Source organism: Acetobacterium sp., assembly GCF_030652775.1.
GTDB lineage: Bacteria > Bacillota > Clostridia > Eubacteriales > Eubacteriaceae > Acetobacterium.
This window is the reverse complement of sequence record NZ_JAUSPS010000001.1, coordinates 21,294-41,055: the sequence shown is the minus strand read 5'-3', so window position 1 is coordinate 41,055 and position 19,762 is coordinate 21,294. Positions and strand designations below refer to the sequence as shown.

Genomic DNA, 19,762 nt, shown 5'->3' with positions numbered 1-19,762 from the left:
TCTATTTTAATTAAGACATCCAAAAAGACTCGCTACCTGGTAGCGAGTCTCCCCTGATTTTTCACTTAATTATATAGACTTTTTTAATAAAGATCGATTCTCCGGTCTTTTAAAACGGTCATGTTATTTCTGGCTTTGTCCAGTTCCGCCAGCTCCGCATCCCCCAGAATCATCTTTTCTTCCGGATCCGCTCCGGCATCGGCCAGCAGCTTTCCCAGCGGATCAATAATCATCGAGTTTCCGGCGTTCTGCTGATCCTTCACGGCTTCGCCGCAGCCGTTGACGGCCACCACAAAGATCTGGTTTTCGATGGCTCGAGCCTGGTTCAAAACCCGCCAATGACCCACCCGGGGCAATGGCCATTCGGCCGGGACAAAAAGAACTTCGGTTCCGGCCATAGCCTGTTTTCGGGGCCACTCGGGAAACCGGATTTCGTAGCAGATAATGATGCCGCAGGGGACTCCGTCAAGCGCAAAGGTAACCAGCTGATCGCCAGCGCTGAAGCGCTTATCCTCACCGGCAAAACTAAATAAATGGGCTTTATCATAGTCGGCAATAATGTGTCCCTGCCGATCAGCTACATAACAGGTATTAAAATAATCCGCACCTTTTTTTGTGGCCACTGAACCACCGACAATGTTGATCTTCAGTTCCCCGGCCAATCTTTCCAGAAAAGCTTTGGCCCGTTGTCCTTCGACATCTGCCAGCCGCTCATCCAGATCATTGGTAATAAATCCGCCGCTCCACATTTCCGGTAGTACGGCCACATCTGCCCCGGCGGCGGCCGCTTGTCTGAGCCAGGCCTCGGCACTTTTATAATTCTGTTCGACCTGTCTCAATGCCACCTTCATTTGAATTGCTGCTATTTTCATCAGAATTTCCTCTCGTTTATTTGTCTACATTAATGGTGCCATAATTCTTAAAACCGACTGCCCTACCTTTTTCACAAACGAAGTTTCTTCCCAATCAGAATAGCATACCTCCCGACTTACCTTGATACAATCCAGCAAATCGGTTTTAATATCCAACACCGTTTGCGAACCAGAAACCCAGGTTCCGCATTCGTAATTCCAGGTCAGACTGCGATAATCCATATTGATGGAACCCACGATGGCGACCTGATCATCGCTCACCAGAACCTTTCCGTGAACAAAGCCCGGTGTATATTCATAGATCCGAACCCCCTCAGCCAAGAGATCGCCGTAAAAGGCTCGGGTGGTGGCATAAACCAGTTTCTTATCGGGAATACCCGGGGTGATAATCCGCACATCCACGCCGCTGCGGGCTGCCAATAAGATACAGTTGGTGAGATCCGTATCGAGAATCAAATAGGGCGTGGTCAGATAAAGATAATCTTTGGCGTTGGCAAAAATCGTCATGTAGGTATTGACCGCCGGATTTCTGGAATTCATCGGTCCGTCGCAAAATGGCATCACCAGTTCATCCCCCGTTATCGGCGCAATAATCGCCTTATAGGCATCCAGTTGGGTGACCGCCCCGGTGGAATAATCCCACATGTTGATAAACATGGTGGTAAGACTAAAAACTGCATCGCCTTCCAGACGAATGGCCATGTCTTTCCAATGACCAAACCGGACTTTTTCGTTGATGTACTCATCGCCTATGTTAATCCCGCCGGTGATAGCCACCCTGCCATCAACAATGGTCATTTTGCGATGATCCCGAAAGCTGATAAATTTAAACAACGATGGCGAAAAGGGATTATAGGGAATGCTCCTGATGTGATGGGCAGCGCAGGTTTTATAAAAATCTTTAGGCAGCGTTGACAGACTACCCATTTCATCAACCATCATCCGGATTTCTACCCCAGCTGCGGCTTTTTCATAGAGCGCCGCCATCAACTCATCATACATTTTTCCGGCGGTGACAATAAAATACTCGAGAAAAATAAATTTTTCGGCGGTTTTAATTGCTGCCAGGTTGGCCCGATGCATCTCCTCTCCCAGTTTCAGATATTCGGTTCTGGTATTTCGCCAAACCGGCAGATCACTGAGCCGATGAACCAGCTCCACTTGTTTTTTGATCCCCTTATCATTAATGGATTCAAACACCGCCTGGTTTTGTTCCAGTCTTAAAAAGGTGCGTTGATTGACTTCGTCCCATCGTTTTTTTGATTTCCGGGGCACCCGCTGCCGTCCCCAGATAAAATAGAGTACTATCCCAACCGCCGGAAGGGCCAGCACAAAAATAATCCAGGACATTTTATAGGCGGCTGTTTTTTTTCGATAGACAATATTCAGCACCACAAAAATAGCCAGCCCCTCAACTAACCAATAGGCATACACTGCATCATCGGAAAACTGCAGAATAATTAATCCGATGATGATCAATTGTAAAACGATTAAAACCACGTTGACTAAAAATCTGAACATACTTTGAAAATGGTCCGACGAACTTCTCATTGTTACCTCTTTTTCATTGTTTTTTTATTTCAGCAATTCACGGATTAGCTTGGGAATATCGGTATTATTGATATAGGCACCTCGAACCGGGTCGGAACCTACGGCATATTTTTGAAACAAATCGGCTCCCGGACCTTTAGCAAAGACTGGCACCAGCTGGCTGGTATGGCTATCGCTGTTCCAGACCATTGTCGGCAGCTGGCCTTTTCCGTTATTGATCACTTCATCATAAACCCCCGGAGTTCCAGTCAGGTAGCCGGTTTCGTGATCGCTGGTGACAATCACCAGGGTTTCCGACCAACTACTGTTGGTTTCCACCCAGTCGCACACTGCGGCTGCGGCCTGATTAAAATCGGTTTCTTCTTCAATCATTCTGCCGCTTACATTGCCGCTGCTAGCCCAATCAACGGCGCCGCCTTCGATCATCAGAAAAAATCCGTCCTGATCGTTATCAAGCACGTTGATGGCGCCCCGGGTCATCACTGCCAATGAGGGAACTGTTTCGATCATCGGCACGACAAAAGGTTCAGCATTGACATCCCCGCCACGGTTGTATTGCAGCGATGAAAATACCTGGGGCACCCCAATCACGCGGCTCGGTACATCCCCAGTCTGGAGTGCTGTAAATTCTTCTTTTGTCTGAATCAGCTGCCACTTGTCAATGTCCCCGTCGCCATCAGCATCATTGCCCAGGCTGCCAGCGCCAAGGGACTCCCAGGTTTCCCGGCCACCCACGAATGCGTAGTCATCATCCCCGCTGGTGCTTCGTTGCTCACCATTATCATTATAGATGGGATTGCCGGTGCCCATAATCACATCGGTGGCGCTTTCCCGGATCATTTGATTGGCAATCTCAAGATATGCCCGTCGATCCGGATGATGCGCTACAAAACTGGCCGGAGTAGCATGGCTGAGTTCCACCGAGGTAACCACACCGGTGGATTTTCCCAGCTCTTCAAAATCTTCTGAGATGTTTCGCAACGCTGTCAAATTTGGATCGACGCCAATTGCCCCATTGTTGGTTTTTGTTCCCGTGGCCATGGCAGTCGCAGCGGCGGCTGAATCGGTGGCTCGGCTTTTCAACTCTTCAAAACTGCTCCAGATTGTCGTCGGATCATAGATATATCGGGCATCATCTTCGGCTTCAATTTTACCGGTAGAATAGGTGCTTACATAGTATCTGGCAGGAAAATCTTCATAGACCTGGGTTCCGGCTTGCCCATTGGTGAAATAGTCGGTTGCCATGATATGGTTGGCTCCGCCGCCGTCTGCAATCAGCAGAATCACATTTTTAAAAGCCGTTGTATCGTCCGGGGGAGTTGCCCCTTTTGGTGCGATCATTATGCGGAGTGCTTCCATCCGATAGGAAAGACCTTCAGTCCCGGCCAACTCACCATTTTTGACCCAAGACATCCAGCCCCGATTCTGAACGTGAGCCTGATAATAGACATCATAATTTTCCGCTGCGGTGTCAGTGAGGTTGATCTTGATTGCTTCCATCCGCAGCGACCGAGCGGTAGTGCCACCCTCGGCACCGTCACTTACCCAATTCTGCCAGCCAATATTCTGAATATGGGTTTGATAGGTAATACCTAAATTGGGGGAATCACTGATCTTTAATTTGATCCCTTCCAGGCGCAGAGATCTGCCCGTGGTACCGCTCACCATCCCATCTGACTGCCAATCCTGCCAGCCCACATTCTGGATATGGGTTTGATATTCACAGCGGCCGTCAAACTCTGAAGAAACAGCATTGGCACTTGCTCTTGTTTCTTCACCATTTACACAAGCCGGAATCTGAATCACGACCATCACTAATAGCGCCAACAACAAAATTCCTTTTTGGGTTTTTTTCATGACTCCATCTTCTTTCACAAAACAGGGTTATCCCCTTATGCATCAGTTAATCGGATGGTTGTTATTGGGATTTGATTTCAAAACCTCAGGCCAGGTTTTTGTAGTAAAAGATGGCCAGCTGGGTTCGATCTCGAAGATTCAGTTTTTCCAATATCACACTGATGCGGTTCCTAACTGTTCCTTCACTTAAATACAGGCTGTTGGCAATCTCCCGGTTGCTGAGCCCCTGCGCCACCCGGTCAATCAGTTCCAACTCCTTGTCACTCAGATCAAAGGGGTGCGCCTCCCGGTGATCGAGATGATTAATTAATCCCGGAATCTTAGTCACAATATCCTGTCCAAAAACGCTTTGACCAATCTGTACGGCTCTCAGGGAGGGCACAATGCTTTCAAAATCCTGTTTAATTAAATACCCTTTCGCCCCCAGTTTAAGCGCTTTGATAATATATTCGTCATCCAGAAAAGTAGTTAAAAATAAGATCCTGGCGGCTTTTTCCGCTGCTAGGATGACTGCGGCGGCTTCTAGTCCAGTCATCACATCCATGCGGATGTCGATCAGCAGCACATCCGGTTTTAACTGATGGTATAAGGCAATGGCTTCTTCACCATTGTGACCCATTCCGATTACCTCAATATCCCCCTGAGCTTCAATAATGGTTTTCAGCGATTGGCACACCAGCCGGTCGTCATCCACAATAAGTATTTTCATGATTCCTCCCGTAGTTATGTTTATTTATTCTAGTCATTTTTAGGCACGGAGATAAAGATCCGAAAACCCCGATCAGCGGTGATATGGACATTGCCATTAAGGGCAGCCACCCGGTCGGTAATATTTTTAAGCCCGATCCCAGTACTGTCAGGATTTACGCTACCACTGCCGTTATCCTTAACCACCAGCTGAAGCAGCCCCGGATGTTCCCGGATAACCAGTGAGACTTCGGTGGCATTGGAATGCCGGATGATATTTGAAAAGGCTTCTTTTACCACTGCGATAAAACAGTATTTCACTTCTTTGTCCAACGAGGATTCCACATCATAATCAAATTTGACCGGGCAAAACTCAAAATTTTTAATCAGTGTCTGCAGTTCCACCTGCAAATCCAGCGCTTCATCGTGGAGATCGTGAACGCTGTTGCGGATACTGTCCATGGCTTCAGAAAGGGTTTCTTTGATTTGAACCAGACCCTCCCGGGTTTGCACTTCTTTACTGATCGCCAGCAGCGCCCCGGTTTGGAGAATACTCCGGGACAGCATGTGCCCAACATTATCATGAATATCCCGAGCAATCCGGTTTCGTTCAGTTAAGGTGGCCAGGTTCAATTCGTAGTCCTGCTTTTCCATCAGCATTTTGTTCTTTTTTTCAAATTGCAGCGCAGTTTCCCGGGTGGTGTCCCGGAGGGCATTGTAATTTTGTTTTAATGTTTCCAACGAGAGGGTCCGCTTTTTGAGAAAAAAGGTCACCATCATAAAAACCGGAATCAGCACCACCGAGGTTCCGCTAAGCTCCGTGAATCCCGTCGCTGCCGGCAACAGAACTAAAGTCCATAGCCATTTGTAGCGGGATATCAGGATGTCATAGCCAATCAATGGCACAAACAGAAGATAAACCGGTTCAAAAAAACAGATCAGCAGATAGCCGCCAAACAATCCCGCCGTCACCGGCCCTTCTTTTAAATAGCTTGATGCTGCGCCAAAAATGATCGCCACCAGCACCGGGGCAATCAGCAGCACATTGTCCACCGTGGTCAGATACAAGGCCAGACAGAACCCAAATATAATCAGTTTATCAATCAGCTTATTCATCATTACCTGCCCTTATCAGAATCGTTTCCAAATTTCTTTTCATCGATATTGTCGCCATCGACCAGATATTTATCACTACTTTAACATAAATGATGACATTTGTCATACCCAATCAGGAGGCTGGTCACTACCAAAAGGGCGGTCACTGGCGTACAATAAACCTATCGATAAATAAAACCGCGTCTCACCTCCGCTGCTGGGGTGGGTGCACAAATAAAGGAGAAACATATGGTCATCAATGTCAAAAATCTGGTTAAACGTTACGGCGATCTCATCGCCCTGGATCACTTCAATCTGGAAGTACAAGAAGGGGAAATCCTCGGTCTGCTGGGACCCAACGGTTCGGGAAAAACCACCGCCATCAACTGCATCTTGTCACTGCTTAAATATGATAAGGGTACCATTGAAATCTATGATCAGCCAATGTCCCCGGATGCTTATGATATCAAGCGCAATATCGGGGTGGTGATGCAGAATGTGGCCGTCTTTGATGAACTGACCGTTTATGAAAACATCGACTACTTCTGCGGTCTCTACGTTGCTGATAAACAAACCCGCAAAAAGTTGGTGGCCGAAGCCATCGATTTTGTGGGGCTCAATGATTTTACCAAATTCTACCCCAAAAAACTCAGCGGTGGCCTGCTCCGCCGCCTGAACATCGCCTGTGGTATTGCCCATAAGCCCAAGCTGATCATTCTGGATGAGCCAACTGTGGCCGTCGATCCCCAGAGCCGCAACAATATCCTCGAAGGGATTTTAGAATTAAACCGGCAGGGCGCCACCATCATCTACACCTCTCATTATATGGAAGAGGTTGAACAAATCGCCAGCCGCATCGCCATTATGGATAAGGGCAAGATCATCGCCATGGGCACCAATGAAGAACTGAAGATGATGATCAAATCCGGCGAACATATCAACCTTGAACTGCTTAATCCCGAGCATCTCGATCTCACCGAAATTCAGGCCTTGCCACACATTATCTCCGCCGAAGTAACCGACCATCAACTGGTGGTGAAGTCAAGCCGAGGGAAAAATAACCTGATTGCGATTCTTGACCACTTGAAGGATCAGAATATCACGATCGGTAAAATTTATTCCGAACCGCCAACCCTGAACGATGTCTTTCTGGAAATAACCGGCAAAGAATTGAGAGATTAGGAGGACACCATGTTTTTATTTAATTATCGCTATCGTCTCAAGTGCATCTTTAGGGACCGGCAACTGATGTTCTGGACCTTTCTTTTTCCGGTTCTGTTAGCCACCCTGTTTAACCTGGCCTTTTCCAACCTTTCCAGTTCTGATAACTTCCTGAAAGTGAATGTCGCAGTTGTTCAGAACGAGGAACTGGATCAGAACCCGGCTTTTACCGAGGCTATAAATGGAGCGGATGATCTGTTTATTGTGCAGTACACGACCAGAGAAACCGCCGATGCCCTGCTTAAAGATAATCAAATCGACGGTTATATTTTATTCGATTCAGAGCTTAACCTGGTGGTAAACCAGTCTGGTCTTAATCAAACCATTATCCGGGAATTTCTGGACGATTTTGTCCAATCATCGGCCACTATCGTCACTATTATCACCACCAACCCCACTGCTCTCGATAGCGGGATCCTGGCCGGGGTTTCCAGTCGCACCGAATACCTGACCGCTGTTTCTGCCAGCCAATCCAATCCGGATCCGGTTGTTAATTATTTCTACGCTCTGATTGCGATGACCTGTTTATATGGCGGCTTCCTCGGCGTAAAGGAAGTGGTCGCGATTCAGGCCGATCTCTCCGCCGTTGGTGCCCGGATCAATCTGGCGCCCACCAATAAACTAACAGTCTTTCTTTCTTCGATGCTGGCGGCCACCACCATTCAATTGCTGGAGCTTTTGATTCTGCTGGCCTTTCTAATCGGAGTGCTGGGTATCAGTTTTGGCGATCAGATTGGTTATATCGCCCTGACCTGTGTGGCGGGAAGCCTCACCGGAGTGACCTTTGGTGCCTGTATTGGTTCCATCATTAAAAAGGGTGAGGGTCTCAAGATTGGTATCCTGATTGGTTCCACGATGATCATGTCATTTCTGGCCGGAATGATGTCCGCTGACATGAAGTATCTTGTGATGACCAAAGCCCCGATACTGGGCTACCTCAACCCAGCCAACCTGATCACCAATAGTTTTTATGCCCTGTACTACTACAATACCCACACCCAATTTTTTACCGACATCCTGCTGCTGTGCGGTTTCACACTGCTCTTTAGCACTGTCACGTATTTAGTTATAAGGAGACAGAAATATGCAAGTTTATAAAGCCTTTTTCAAAGTAATCCAGAAGAACCGCGGCCAGATCCTGATCTACCTGGTGGTTTTTATGGTCCTGGCGCTGTTATTGACCAACACTTATAACCCACCCCAAAATACCGATTTTTCCAAGGTTAAGGTCAATATTGCCTTTATCAATGATGACGCAGATTCTTTGCTGGTGGATGGACTCAAAACCTATTTGGGCGAAAATGCCAATCTGGTCGATCTTCCCGATGAACCCCAAAAACTCCAGGATGCGCTGTTCTTCCGTGAGGTGGAATACATCCTCCGGGTTCCTGCCGGGTTTACCGAAGCAATGCTGAGTGGTCAGGATGTCCAGTTGGAAAAAACAACCGTGCCCGACTCCACCAGTAATATCTATATGGATCTGCTGATCAATAAATACCTGAACACCGCCCAAACCTACACCACCTACATGCCCGGTCTCAGCCAGGCTGATCTGACCCAATACGTGGACAAGGATCTGGCCGAACAAAGCGAAGTGACCATGATCAGCAACGGCAGTCACTCCGCCAATGCTGAAAAATCGGGATACTATTTCAATTATCTGTCCTATTCAATGTTTGCCATTCTAATTCTGGGAGTCTGCTCGGTGATGCTGGTCTTTAATAATACCGATCTGAAACGGCGAAATCTCTGTTCGCCGATCCGATCAGCCAATATGAATTTACAGATGATTCTTGGCAACCTCAGTTTTGCCATCTTAACCTGGCTTGTGCTGATCTCGGCCAGCTTTATCATGTACGGCAGCTTCATGTTTACTACCACTGGCCTGCTGCTGCTTTTGAACTCCTTTGTCTTCACCCTGGCCGCTTTAAGCATCAGCTATTTAATCGGTAATATCGTCAAAAGCCGGGGCGCAATGTCAGCCGTTGCCAATGTCTTTGCTTTGGGCACCAGCTTTATCAGTGGCGTCTTTGTTCCCCAGGAGCTGCTGGGCGACAATGTTCTGACCATTGCCAGCTTTACTCCCACCTACTGGTACATCAAAGCCAATAACGAAATCGCTGCGGCAGTTAGTTACAATGCCGACAATCTCCAGTCCATTTTCACCAGCATGGTGCTGGTGCTGGCCTTCGGGGTAGCGGTGTTGGGGGTGACGCTGGTGCTGATTAAACAACGACGGGTCGAAGCTTGAATAGCACCTTTAAAATAAAAACAGGTTCGGGACAAAGATGGTTTTGTCCTGAACCTGTTTTTTATAAAAGACTTTTGATTCGTTTAAGCAGCAGCTGTGCCCCCTGCGCTCAGCCTGATTAGCTTCCAGCCCCAAGGTGTCATAAAAGACCTTCTGCCCTCACCGCTCAGCTTCCCGGTTAACCAGCCAGATCCCCACACTGACGCAGGCTAGGGCAATGAGAATCCGCAGATTGAGAAACTGTTCGCCCAGGAAAATTCCGGACAGCATCACCCCAAAAACGGGAATCATAAAACCATAGATGGCCACAATCCCGACCGGATTGTGTTTGAGCAGCATCGCCCAGATGGTAAAGGCCGCCGCTGACAAGGCCGACAGATAGCCGAGCAACAGCAGTCCCGGGATGGTGATCTGGGTGATCGTTCCGCCCATCATCAAGCCGACCACAATCAACACCACCCCGCCGATCATCAACTGATAGGCGGTCAGGATCATCGAATCGCTCTTTTGGGTAAAGATCCGGGTCATCACGGCACCCAGCGCCGAGGCAATGCAGACCAGAAAGAGAAAACCGTCCCCCATCAGGGAAAAACTGCTATCGATCTTCCCGCTCTTGAGCTGGATGATGATGACCCCAGCCATTCCCAGCAGGCAGCCAAATATCTTGGCTCGGGTCATCTTTTCATTTTTCAGGATCAGATGCGCAAAGAGAATGGTGAAAAAAGTGGCGGTGGCATTGATAATCGCAGCTTTCACCCCAGTGGTATTGGCCAGGCCAATATAAAAGAAAATATACTGGAGCGTGGTCTGCACCAGCCCGAGGCTGATCATCCGCCCCCATTCATCCCCCCGAGGCACCACGATTTTTTTATAATACACGCTGGTGATGACCCAGGTGAGCATACCCGCCACGGTAAAACGATAGCCGGCAAACAACACCTGGGCACCGGTTGTGTTGATATCAAAAAGCTCATAGCCTATTTTCACAGCGGGATAAGCACTCCCCCAAAGGAGGCAGCAGAGGGTTGCCAGGGCAAAAACAAGGCCTTTATTCTGCAATCGATCTTTCAAATTTTTCTCCTGATGATGCTATTTTATAACCATTTTGAAACAAGACCTAAAGCTCCGGTTACTTTCGCAATTGTCTATTTTTATTTTCGGATACTATACTTAAATCATTTTTTTAATCACCTTTATTTAGATCGAACTGGCCACCTCATTGGCAGCCCAGATGGCGCCGCGGATATTTTTGATCATCTGGCTGTCGCCAATATTATAAACCTGATAGTCATTCTTTAATGCTTCATATAAAGAAGGTGCTGGTTCAAAGCCCACCGCAATCATCACATGATGCGCCGGGATAAGTTGTTCCTGACCATTTTTTTCAATCACGGCCCCCTCTTCGGTAACCGCCTTGAGGGTGGCATTGGTGATAATTTCACTACGATAAAAGCCCAGCAGATCCTTAAGCATCTGTTTGTTGCCCGGTGCCAGCGGAATACCAGCAGTCAGAATATCCGGGGCGGCATCCACGATCGTCATCTTATGGCGATGCATGGCCAGATGAAGCGCCGCCTCACATCCGGCCAGACCGCCGCCGATGGATGGACACCGAGGCCCGACAAAGGTTTTATCGCTAATCACATCAATGGCGTTGGTCACTTTTTCGCTGTCCATCCCCGGGAATATAAGCTTCCGGGCTTCTGCCCCCTGGACAATAAAAACGATATCGGGATTGATCGCCGCTATTTTTTCCAGGGTTGCCGGTTCATCCAGGCGAACTTCAACCTTCAGGCTTTCCAGCTCGACTTCATACCAATGGATCAGCCGCTCGTCCGCATTTTTCAAGATCCGCTGGCTGCTATATTTAAGCTTCCCCCCCAGGCGATAGCTTTTTTCAAACAAAATCACCTGATGCCCCCGTAGAGAGCTAACTCGGGCAGCTTCCATTCCCGCCGGGCCGCCGCCCACCACCACCACTTTTTGAGGCGTTTTGGCTGCTTCAATTCCGGACAGCAATTCCCGGTTACAGGCCGGGTTAACAGTGCAAGAGGCCTCGCCCCCAGCAATTTTATTGGCCAGACAGCCATCATTACAGCCCAGACAGGGGCGGATCACTTCAGCCAGGCCATTTATTAACTTTTGCGGCAGCTCGGGATCGGCCAGCAAAGGACGACCCAATCCCACCGCATCCAGCTGACCTTTTTCAAGTGCCTCAGCCGACCGCTCCGGATCATCCATTTTTCCAGCTGCCAATACCGGTACCGAGACGGCTTCTTTCAGCGCCTCACTAAGCTTCAGATAAACCCCTTTGTCAAAATAAACCGGTGGATATTTCCAATAGGAAGCTTTCTCAAATGTGCTGATGCCCGCCTCCACGTCAAAACCGTCGCAGCCCGCCGCTTCCAGCATGACCGCCGCAGCCAGGGCTTCTTCCAGATCACGACCCTGTTCCTCAAATTCTTCCCCTGGCAGAGCTTGCTGTCCCTCAGCCTTAAGATAACTCTTCATTGCCAACCGCAGAATCACCGGGAAGTCGCTGCCGCAGGCCTCCTTAATGGCCGCAATGATTTCCGTCACGATCCGGAATCTGTTTTTAAGATCGCCGCCGTAGCAATCCTTTCGCTGATTAAAAAGAGCCAGCGTAAAACCATCCAGCAACTCACCAGACTGGATTTCCACACCGTCATAACCAGCCGCTTTGACAATTTTGGCTGAATGGGCAAAAGACTCCACCAGCAACCGGACTTCCGCAGTGGTCATCACCTGGCAGTGCTTAATCTGTTCGCTCCGGGCGTCTTTCGTCAACTTGTCCACACCAGCGGCCAGCTGAACAAATATTTTGCAGCCATAGTCATGGATTTCCTCGGTCATTTCCAGACTCGCAAAAGTATAGGCATCGGGGTTAAACCATGGCGCTGGGTCCGTACAAACGGTCTTTTTTTCGCCTAAACTCTTCACCTCATTGGCGCCGGTAATGATCAGACCCACCGCACCTTTAGCCCGCGCCACATAAAAGGCAATCGCCTCTTTGGTATAGGCTCCGTTTTGATGGACGGTCGGAATTCCCATCGCCGGCATAAATAGCCGATTCTTCAGCTCAAGATTGTTAATTGTGAATGGTTCAAATAAAGCACTGACCTTCTTATCCATCATTTCCCCCTGCCTTTCTATTACTAGATAATTGCAAAATTTATACGTATTGAACAAACCTTAGACGGTTTTCGTTGCCGCTTCTCCGAATTTCCGGATATGGTTCACCAGTTCCTGGTAGGTGGTCTTCATCAGATCTGGCGGCAGCTCATAGAGTTCGATGCTGTGGCGCAGCTTGACCATCCCGTTAGCCACAATTTCGTCTTCACCGATGACATCAAAATCCGCTTCGTAAACCACCTTGCAGTCGATACTGGCGCTAAACTTACTGGTCAGTGATGCCAGCAGCAGCCGAGCCAGCTGGTACTGCTCGTCAGTCACATAAAAGTCCACATAGGTTTCCGGGCAATGGTCCTCCCGTTCGTCCTCAATCAAGAATCCCTGACAGGCGCTCATCGAAAAAAACACCGGAGTGGCATTAATCGCATCGACCAGTTCCCGGATGCCGTCATCAATGTCAGCGGGGTCCCGCAAATAATCCGCTTTGTCTTTTTTGGTAAAAACTGTGATGGGATTGCTCGCAATCCCTAAAAATGATAAATCCATCTTGTACCCGCTTTCTTTAAATATAAACTATTCTGCTCAACGGCGTTCTCCCGCCAGTCACTTTCTAAAAAAAGACCATCCCAAACCAGGTGATCACATTATAACCATTTAAAAATGACAGGTTATGCTTTTCGCAGATATCTGTCACCGAGATGGCATGACTTTCTACACAGGGATACATTTTATCCCGATGTTTACAGGCTTCATCAGGGTAGGCGCATTTCTCACAGATGGCACAGGATTCGGCGGTTAGGATCAGTTTGTCTTCATGTTCGCCAAAAACATTAGCTTTAATCTGCTCCACGATTTCAATATGTTCACATCGGGTCGCCAGCATTTCGTCCATATTGAGAATGTCGCTGACCTCGGAGATGGTGCTGAAAATAAAGGCATGCTTGTAGCCCAGGCACCGTTCTTGACATTCCTCCAGGGTCCCAACTGCCGGGGGGCAGGACCAGGATTTGCCGTATTGAGGACATTCCAACTTGCAGATAGTGCGCACCGCCTGGTAAAAATTGATTTCCGACGGATCAAAAAATGCATATTCAAAAATGGGATATTCAGTAATTTTCTTTTCGATATTTTCTCTTGTCATTATTTTCCACCTCATGTACTGATACATTTTATCATAACCGAATTAAATTGTCCTGATCGAAACCGAAAAACCCAATTGACGGGATTGATCATCTCATTGTATAATGAAACAATCGTGAACGCAATACATCTGGACGTGACACCGTTACATCAGTTAAAATGAATTTTATCGAAACCAAATTTCAAATAACTAAAACTCAGAGTAAAACCGTCGAGAATGGAGGAGTGATGATCACGTCTCCATCTGTTTTAATTTAAATCGATTTTTTAATCTCATCGGAAAGGAGCACTCTCATGGTTAAACCCAAGCGATTACTGTGGATCATCATATTTATGCTTTTCTTTCTGGGAGGCTGCGCTCCTCAAGACACGATAATCGAAAAAAAAGCCGAAAACAGCCGGCTTGATTTAAGTGCTACTAATATAAAAAATGAAATCATTCCGCTCGACGGCAACTGGGCCTTTTACTGGAATCAGCTCCTTGAACCCGCCAGCGTGAACCAGGGCACCCTCAGCGGCTATGTCCCCTTCCCGTCGTCCTGGAATAAATATGAAATCAATGGCGAAGCGATTCCCGGTTTTGGATATGCAACCTACCAACTGACCTTTGTCGCTTCCGAAAATGAAATCCTGGCATTGAAGATTCCCAAAGTGCGCACCGCTTATAAACTCTGGATCAACGGCAAGTTAATCGCCGCCGCCGGAACAATTGGAAGCACCAGAGACACTATGGTACCCAAGTATTTGCCCCAGGTCGCTTCATTTCAAGCACAACAAGGTGAAAATGAGATTGTCATTCAGATGTCCAATTTTTACCGACCCAGCGGAGGACTACTGAACAGCATCCTCCTGGGTGGGGAAACCCAGTTACTCAACATGCGTTACAAAGGACTAGCCTATGAGCTGTTCCTTTTTGGTGCCTTGCTAATGATGGGTGGGTATCATCTGGCCTTATTTTTCTTCCGGAGAAAAGATCGAACCCCCCTCTATTTTGTGCTGTTTTGCGCATTGGTGGCATTCAGAACCTTACTCATTGGCGAAGCATTCTTATACTCTTTTTACCAATATTTTGACTTTGTGATCATTTATAAACTGCAGACATTAACATTCTGTTTGGGGGTTCCCTTGATTCTGATGTTTTTCAGATCGATGTTACCTGATTATTTTCATCGGCTAATTATCAAATCGACCCAAATTGTTGCCGGTGTCTACGCAATGGTGGTTCTTTTCACACCGACATGGATCTATTCTATTTTCAACCCACTATATCAGATCTGGACGATTTTTATGATTATCTATCTGGCAATCCAGCTCGTAACAATCGCCAGATATAGGGAAAACAGTAGCTGGTTTATTAGCCTGGGCGGCTTGGCTTTGATTTTGACCTCCATTATCGATGTTGTCAGCTTAAGCATCTGGATCGATGACAGTTGGCCACCACTGTTAAGAATGATCTTTCAGGGCGATGCCAACTCTTCTACTGGTCAATTAATCTTTGCGGTTCTTTATTCCTTTCAGTTAGCCAAAAACTTTTCAGAATCTCTGGAATACCGAACCGTCATGGGTGAAAAACTCACCGAAATAAATGATCATCTGGATGACCTGGTAGCCCAGCGGACACGAGAGCTTACCACTGCCAATCAAAAAGTGGAACAGCAGAATTTTGAACTGGAGCAGATCAATCATGAATTGCAGCGACTTTCCCTCCGCGATCCCCTGACCGAACTATGGAACCGACGGAAATATGATGAAACCATTGGCCTCGAGTGGCAGCGCTGTTTAAGACAACAGCGACCCATATCCTTACTGTTTATCGATGTCGATTATTTTAAAAACTATAACGATTTATATGGCCATGTGGCCGGGGATGCGACCCTGATTAAAATCGGTGACAGCCTTCGCACGGCCTTGTCCCGTCCCACCGATATGGTCGTTCGTTACGGTGGCGAGGAGTTTATTGTGCTCCTTTCGGAAACCGAAAAAAATGAAGCTATCCTGAATGCCAACCGCTTGCTTCAAAAAATTGAAGCGCTCGCAATTCCCCATGAGGGATCGGTCATCAAAAGCTGCCTCACCATCAGCATCGGCGTTACCACCCTGCTGCCTTGTCAGCATTCCCGACACCAAGAATTAGTCAGAATTGCCGACAAGGCTCTTTATCTGGCTAAATCCAACGGCCGAAACCAGGTTGTTTATCTGGATAAATAGATCCGCCTAAATCCCATCGTTTTTACCAGAAGTTGTCTACTCCGCAGAAAGAACACGAGCGAAGTCACTCGTGTTCTTTCTAATTTTTTTTGCAAAAAGTCTCTCAAAAACAGCATCGTTTTTGAGAGACTCTTCCTGGCTAAATGCTATTGCAAAGAATCCTTTATTTGCTGGAAATCATATCCTGGCGAAATATTTGTAATTTCTTTTAGAACAGTTTGTGGCGGCACGGTGTCGGGAATTTTAAAGAGCGCATAGAAGTCTTTTGATTCCATACTTAAGCTGCCCATCGCTTCCTGAATCGTCATGGAACCTTTAATCCCACTGACATCGACGGTTCCTGATGTGTTTTCAGTTGTTTCTGTCGAAGAAGGTACGCTTAACGAATCCTTGACCTGCTGGAAATCATATCCCGGCGATACATTTGTAATTTCTTTTAGAATGGTTTGTGGCGGCACGGTGTCGGGAATTTTAAAGAGCGCATAGAAGTCTTTTGATTCCATACTTAAACTGTCCATCGCTTCCTGAATCGTCATCGAGCCTTTAATCCCACTGACATCAAGGGTACCAGGGGTTGACGCTCCTCCCGAAGTTGCTTCGCCTTCTGATCCTCCGGCGTTCGCTTTCGCTTCATCGAATTTATATTCAGGGATTAACACTGAAATATTCTTAAATTGCGTATCCTTGGGGACACTTTTGGGAATCGCCAACTGCTGATATACTTCATCCAGAGTCAGTCCGGTGAGAGTTGTTGCTTCTTCAATGGTGTTGTAGCCTTTCACTTCATAAATGGGAATAACCTCACCTTGAGCAACGGCGAGTGGCAATATTTGAAAATTACCCGTTAGCTGAGCCGTCACAATGGTTCCGAAGAACAAACCCACAACCAAGACCACCATCACCATCGGATGAACCGTTTTTCGGGCCACTTTGACTTCAAGCGCACCTTTAACCGGGCATGCCAGAACACAATCGTTACAGTTAATGCACTCTGCCGTCGTAATCCGCTCTTGCTTCTCAATCTCAATGTTCACGGGACAGGATTTATCGCATTTTTTGCAGTGAACACAAAGACTGTCATTACGCTCAATTTTTGTCGGGCTCAGTTTACCGATGATGGCATAAACAGCGCCAGCCGGACATAAATATTTACAGAAAAAGCGGTCATACAAAAATGAACCAATGATTGTAATAAATAACAGTGCAAAACCGATAATCGATAAGGGATCCTCTGCAATCGTTCCTGATATTGCTGATATATGTCCTAAGGCCGCATACGGATCATAGGGTGACATCCACAAGCTACCATAATACCAGGCCATTCCCACCGTAAATACTAAAACGACATATTTGAAATATCGCAAAATGCCATCAATTTTTTGTGGAATAATAAAACGCTTTTTAAATAACTTTTGTCCGATCTTCGCAAACACTTCCTGCAAGGCGCCAAAGGGACAAAGCAATCCACAAAAACTTCTGCGAAACAGCACTGCCAGAGCCACGGTCAAGACCAATAAAACAACTGTACCAGAATAAACTTTCTTGATAAAGCTGCCCGTCAAAAGCAACGTATACAAGCTTTCCAATGCTCCATAAGGACACAACGCATGAATCGACGGTGCTTTTCCACCACCCAGAACCTGATGCATGTACGATTCATAAATAACCCATACGAGCAGACCCACCAATATCAGAAGTCTTGACCATTTTGCTGCTTTGTTCCAATTTAATTTCATTATAATACCTCTCTTTATAAAATAAGATTACCAACAAATTGTACTTTTGTTGTGTGTCATTATTGTGTCAACCGAATCTGACACAATAATGGCATATAAGCGATGTATAGCATGAATATAAAACAACTCAGTGAAAGGAAGAACTAAATCGTTGTAATCAAAAGAACCGGTCTGATCTGACCAGTTCTTTTTGATTACAACGCTGCTGAACGATTATTATTCGTACTGCTGATGCTCCCTGGTCAGGGTGCACTGATCATAGCGGCCGGCAAAGAGATTCTGCATCGCCCGGGTAATAGCTATGGGATCCTCATAGCGGTAGATGGTATCCATCCCCGATACCATATTATCGCTGACCATCCAGCCGGCACCCAGCACCTTGTCGATAACAATATCCCCCCAGGGATCGTCAATTGAGGACTCCAGCGCAATGCTCGCCGTAGCCGGCTCCCAGGAATAAAAACGGGAGGGACTGTTGTAAAAAACGATCTCCATATCCGAAAATCCCTGAGCCCCGATCCGGTATTTGTGAAGCAGACAACCGCCTTGGGTAACAATCGGTTGCGCCCGGGTGCAACCTTCCTGGGGCTGGGAAAAACCGGGGTCGTTATACTGACCGATTTTTATCCCAATGTCCAGCAGTCGCACCCCTTTTCGTTCGATGATACAGCGGCCGGTATCGCCAGTGCGATCAACGACAATGCGGTCACAGAGTTTCTTGGGCAGTCCCGAGCTCTCCCGACCAGAGAAGGCTCCCATCAGCGCTCCCGGTCCGGACAGCTGCAGTCCGAGAAAATACACCCCGGTTTTGTCTCCCAGTTTTGCCATCAATCCGATGCCGCCTTCCATATACCAAGGCGCAAAGGTTGGCTCCCGGATATTAACCACATAGGCATAGAAGATCGTTTCGCCGTTTTCTTCAATCACTTCCAGGGGCGGCGGAACCATGCTCCTGGCCTTGTCTGAGTTGGTCAGCCCATAAAACTGAATGCCATACTGCCAGTTCATGGCACCGCCTTTCATAAAATTGCCGAGGTCTTCGGCTGCGATAAAATAACTTGCCTGCATTATCTTCTCCTTTACAAAATGGGTTTTGGTAAGCAGTTGTGAAGTACCACGAGCTGCGCTGCCGTCGCCTTGAATCAGAAGCGGAATTTACCCTGCTTGCGATCCCGGGCAACTTCCAGAAAATAGTCATCCAGCCCTTTTTGAATCGCCGGATCGGGACTCAAGGCATTTTGGGATCCTTCCACATCGTTATCATCACCGCAGATCAGCCGCTGGTTGAGCTGAACCCCGGTTAGGATCCGGGCGGCAGACTGCATCGGGGTTTGGGCATAATCCGGGGCAGCCACGCCGCCGGTGGCGAAAATGGCGGTGGCGGTGGTACCGGGGGTGGCGGAGTTGACCTTGATATGGTCGTCCCAGAGCTCATACCGCAGGGTCAGTCCCAGCATATTGAGCGCCGACTTGGTGACAGCATACATGGATTGGAGAGCCATCGGTGACCAGGCGATGCCGGAAATGGTATTGACAATCTGACCGCCGCCCTGAGCCTTCATATAAGGAAGCACATGGCGGATGCCATAGAGGGCGCCGTAGAAGTTAAGGTCAAAGGCCGCCTGCCAGTCCTCGTTGGTCAGCTCGGTAAAGCTGCCAGATAAACCGGCTCCGGCGTTGTTGAACAAGAGATCAATCCGGCCGCCGAAGAATTCAGCCGCATCGGCCAGTACCGCCTTGACGTTATCCTCCAGGGTCACGTTACAGAAGAGGCCAATGATTTTACCCGGATAAGCCAACCCCATCCGGGTCGTTTCTTTTTCCAGGTTAACCTGATTAACGTCAGCAATGGCCACTTTTTGGGCGCCGTTTTGAAGCATCGTTTCAGCCAGGGCATTGCCAATACCAGAGGCTCCGCCAGTCACCACTGCCGTCTTGCCGGCAAAGTAATTATCAAATCCGTACATTTCTTATTCCTCCTTGATTTTTTA

At 47.6% G+C, this 19,762-nt stretch carries 16 protein-coding genes; 4 read left to right on the top strand and 12 right to left on the bottom strand.

What is annotated here, in order from left to right; all coding sequences use genetic code 11:
* Nucleotides 1–83: 83 nt before the first annotated feature.
* From Q7J41_RS00155 to Q7J41_RS00135, 5 genes are all read right to left on the bottom strand, one after another.
* Entirely contained in the window at nucleotides 84–872 is a 789-nt protein-coding gene (locus tag Q7J41_RS00155; protein ID WP_304884069.1) for a carbon-nitrogen family hydrolase, read from the bottom strand.
* A 24-nt stretch (nucleotides 873–896) separates the two neighbouring features.
* Nucleotides 897–2,423, bottom strand: a complete 1,527-nt coding sequence (cls, locus tag Q7J41_RS00150; RefSeq protein WP_304884067.1) for a cardiolipin synthase — start codon at nucleotides 2,421–2,423, stop codon at nucleotides 897–899.
* Nucleotides 2,424–2,447: 24 nt separating this feature from the next.
* Nucleotides 2,448–4,298: an alkaline phosphatase gene (locus tag Q7J41_RS00145; RefSeq protein ID WP_304884066.1), complete on the bottom strand. Its 1,851-nt coding sequence runs from the start codon at nucleotides 4,296–4,298 to the stop codon at nucleotides 2,448–2,450.
* Nucleotides 4,299–4,365: 67 nt separating this feature from the next.
* On the bottom strand, nucleotides 4,366–4,989 hold the full coding sequence (locus Q7J41_RS00140; protein ID WP_304884065.1) for a response regulator transcription factor: 624 nt from the start codon (nucleotides 4,987–4,989) through the stop codon (nucleotides 4,366–4,368).
* A gap of 29 nt (nucleotides 4,990–5,018) precedes the next feature.
* Nucleotides 5,019–6,086 (bottom strand): sensor histidine kinase, encoded by a 1,068-nt coding sequence (locus tag Q7J41_RS00135; protein ID WP_304884063.1) that lies wholly within the window; start codon nucleotides 6,084–6,086, stop codon nucleotides 5,019–5,021.
* A gap of 225 nt (nucleotides 6,087–6,311) precedes the next feature.
* On the opposite strand from Q7J41_RS00135, the gene Q7J41_RS00130 reads away from it, so the two are divergent.
* From Q7J41_RS00130 to Q7J41_RS00120, 3 genes are read left to right on the top strand one after another with little or no spacing between them, the layout of a single operon-like run.
* The gene (locus Q7J41_RS00130) at nucleotides 6,312–7,244 is read left to right on the top strand and encodes an ABC transporter ATP-binding protein (RefSeq protein WP_304884061.1); all 933 of its coding nucleotides are present in this window, start codon (nucleotides 6,312–6,314) and stop codon (nucleotides 7,242–7,244) included.
* 9 nt (nucleotides 7,245–7,253) lie between these two features.
* Nucleotides 7,254–8,381, top strand: coding sequence for an ABC transporter permease (locus Q7J41_RS00125; RefSeq protein ID WP_304884059.1), 1,128 nt, complete (start codon nucleotides 7,254–7,256; stop codon nucleotides 8,379–8,381).
* Nucleotides 8,368–9,534: an ABC transporter permease gene (locus Q7J41_RS00120; protein WP_304884057.1), complete on the top strand. Its 1,167-nt coding sequence runs from the start codon at nucleotides 8,368–8,370 to the stop codon at nucleotides 9,532–9,534. The genes Q7J41_RS00125 and Q7J41_RS00120 overlap by 14 nt, the downstream gene beginning before the upstream one ends.
* Before the next feature lie 159 nt (nucleotides 9,535–9,693).
* On the opposite strand, the gene Q7J41_RS00115 is transcribed toward Q7J41_RS00120, so the two are convergent.
* From Q7J41_RS00115 to Q7J41_RS00100, 4 genes are all read right to left on the bottom strand, one after another.
* Nucleotides 9,694–10,605, bottom strand: coding sequence for a DMT family transporter (locus Q7J41_RS00115; protein ID WP_304884055.1), 912 nt, complete (start codon nucleotides 10,603–10,605; stop codon nucleotides 9,694–9,696).
* 126 nt (nucleotides 10,606–10,731) lie between these two features.
* Nucleotides 10,732–12,690 carry an FAD-dependent oxidoreductase gene (locus tag Q7J41_RS00110; protein ID WP_304884053.1) on the bottom strand — a complete coding sequence of 653 codons (1,959 nt, stop codon included), beginning with the start codon at nucleotides 12,688–12,690 and terminating at the stop codon, nucleotides 10,732–10,734.
* Between the two features lie 57 nt (nucleotides 12,691–12,747).
* Nucleotides 12,748–13,233 carry a hypothetical protein gene (locus Q7J41_RS00105; RefSeq protein WP_304884051.1) on the bottom strand — a complete coding sequence of 162 codons (486 nt, stop codon included), beginning with the start codon at nucleotides 13,231–13,233 and terminating at the stop codon, nucleotides 12,748–12,750.
* Between the two features lie 64 nt (nucleotides 13,234–13,297).
* A complete protein-coding gene (locus tag Q7J41_RS00100; protein WP_304884049.1) occupies nucleotides 13,298–13,828 on the bottom strand; it encodes a DUF2284 domain-containing protein in 531 nt (176 codons plus the stop codon).
* 293 nt (nucleotides 13,829–14,121) lie between these two features.
* On the opposite strand from Q7J41_RS00100, the gene Q7J41_RS00095 reads away from it, so the two are divergent.
* Nucleotides 14,122–16,035 carry a diguanylate cyclase gene (locus tag Q7J41_RS00095; RefSeq protein WP_304884047.1) on the top strand — a complete coding sequence of 638 codons (1,914 nt, stop codon included), beginning with the start codon at nucleotides 14,122–14,124 and terminating at the stop codon, nucleotides 16,033–16,035.
* Between the two features lie 146 nt (nucleotides 16,036–16,181).
* Here Q7J41_RS00095 and Q7J41_RS00090 read toward each other — a convergent pair whose 3' ends face one another.
* The 3 genes from Q7J41_RS00090 to Q7J41_RS00080 form a co-directional block, all read right to left on the bottom strand.
* Nucleotides 16,182–17,771: a 4Fe-4S binding protein gene (locus Q7J41_RS00090; protein WP_304884045.1), complete on the bottom strand. Its 1,590-nt coding sequence runs from the start codon at nucleotides 17,769–17,771 to the stop codon at nucleotides 16,182–16,184.
* A gap of 216 nt (nucleotides 17,772–17,987) precedes the next feature.
* Nucleotides 17,988–18,839, bottom strand: coding sequence for an acetoacetate decarboxylase family protein (locus Q7J41_RS00085; protein ID WP_304884043.1), 852 nt, complete (start codon nucleotides 18,837–18,839; stop codon nucleotides 17,988–17,990).
* Between the two features lie 74 nt (nucleotides 18,840–18,913).
* Nucleotides 18,914–19,738, bottom strand: a complete 825-nt coding sequence (locus Q7J41_RS00080; RefSeq protein ID WP_304884041.1) for an SDR family oxidoreductase — start codon at nucleotides 19,736–19,738, stop codon at nucleotides 18,914–18,916.
* Nucleotides 19,739–19,762: the final 24 nt, after the last annotated feature.

Coding starts and splice junctions, on each gene's coding strand:
- Q7J41_RS00135 (WP_304884063.1), bottom strand. CDS start 6,086: ATGATGAATAAGCTGATTGATAAACTGATTATATTTGGGTTCTGTCTG.
- Q7J41_RS00125 (WP_304884059.1), top strand. CDS start 7,254: ATGTTTTTATTTAATTATCGCTATCGTCTCAAGTGCATCTTTAGGGAC.
- Q7J41_RS00105 (WP_304884051.1), bottom strand. CDS start 13,233: ATGGATTTATCATTTTTAGGGATTGCGAGCAATCCCATCACAGTTTTT.
- Q7J41_RS00085 (WP_304884043.1), bottom strand. CDS start 18,839: ATGCAGGCAAGTTATTTTATCGCAGCCGAAGACCTCGGCAATTTTATG.
- Q7J41_RS00110 (WP_304884053.1), bottom strand. CDS start 12,690: ATGATGGATAAGAAGGTCAGTGCTTTATTTGAACCATTCACAATTAAC.
- cls (WP_304884067.1), bottom strand. CDS start 2,423: ATGAGAAGTTCGTCGGACCATTTTCAAAGTATGTTCAGATTTTTAGTC.
- Q7J41_RS00120 (WP_304884057.1), top strand. CDS start 8,368: ATGCAAGTTTATAAAGCCTTTTTCAAAGTAATCCAGAAGAACCGCGGC.
- Q7J41_RS00095 (WP_304884047.1), top strand. CDS start 14,122: ATGGTTAAACCCAAGCGATTACTGTGGATCATCATATTTATGCTTTTC.
- Q7J41_RS00140 (WP_304884065.1), bottom strand. CDS start 4,989: ATGAAAATACTTATTGTGGATGACGACCGGCTGGTGTGCCAATCGCTG.
- Q7J41_RS00090 (WP_304884045.1), bottom strand. CDS start 17,771: ATGAAATTAAATTGGAACAAAGCAGCAAAATGGTCAAGACTTCTGATA.
- Q7J41_RS00155 (WP_304884069.1), bottom strand. CDS start 872: ATGAAAATAGCAGCAATTCAAATGAAGGTGGCATTGAGACAGGTCGAA.
- Q7J41_RS00100 (WP_304884049.1), bottom strand. CDS start 13,828: ATGACAAGAGAAAATATCGAAAAGAAAATTACTGAATATCCCATTTTT.
- Q7J41_RS00080 (WP_304884041.1), bottom strand. CDS start 19,738: ATGTACGGATTTGATAATTACTTTGCCGGCAAGACGGCAGTGGTGACT.
- Q7J41_RS00130 (WP_304884061.1), top strand. CDS start 6,312: ATGGTCATCAATGTCAAAAATCTGGTTAAACGTTACGGCGATCTCATC.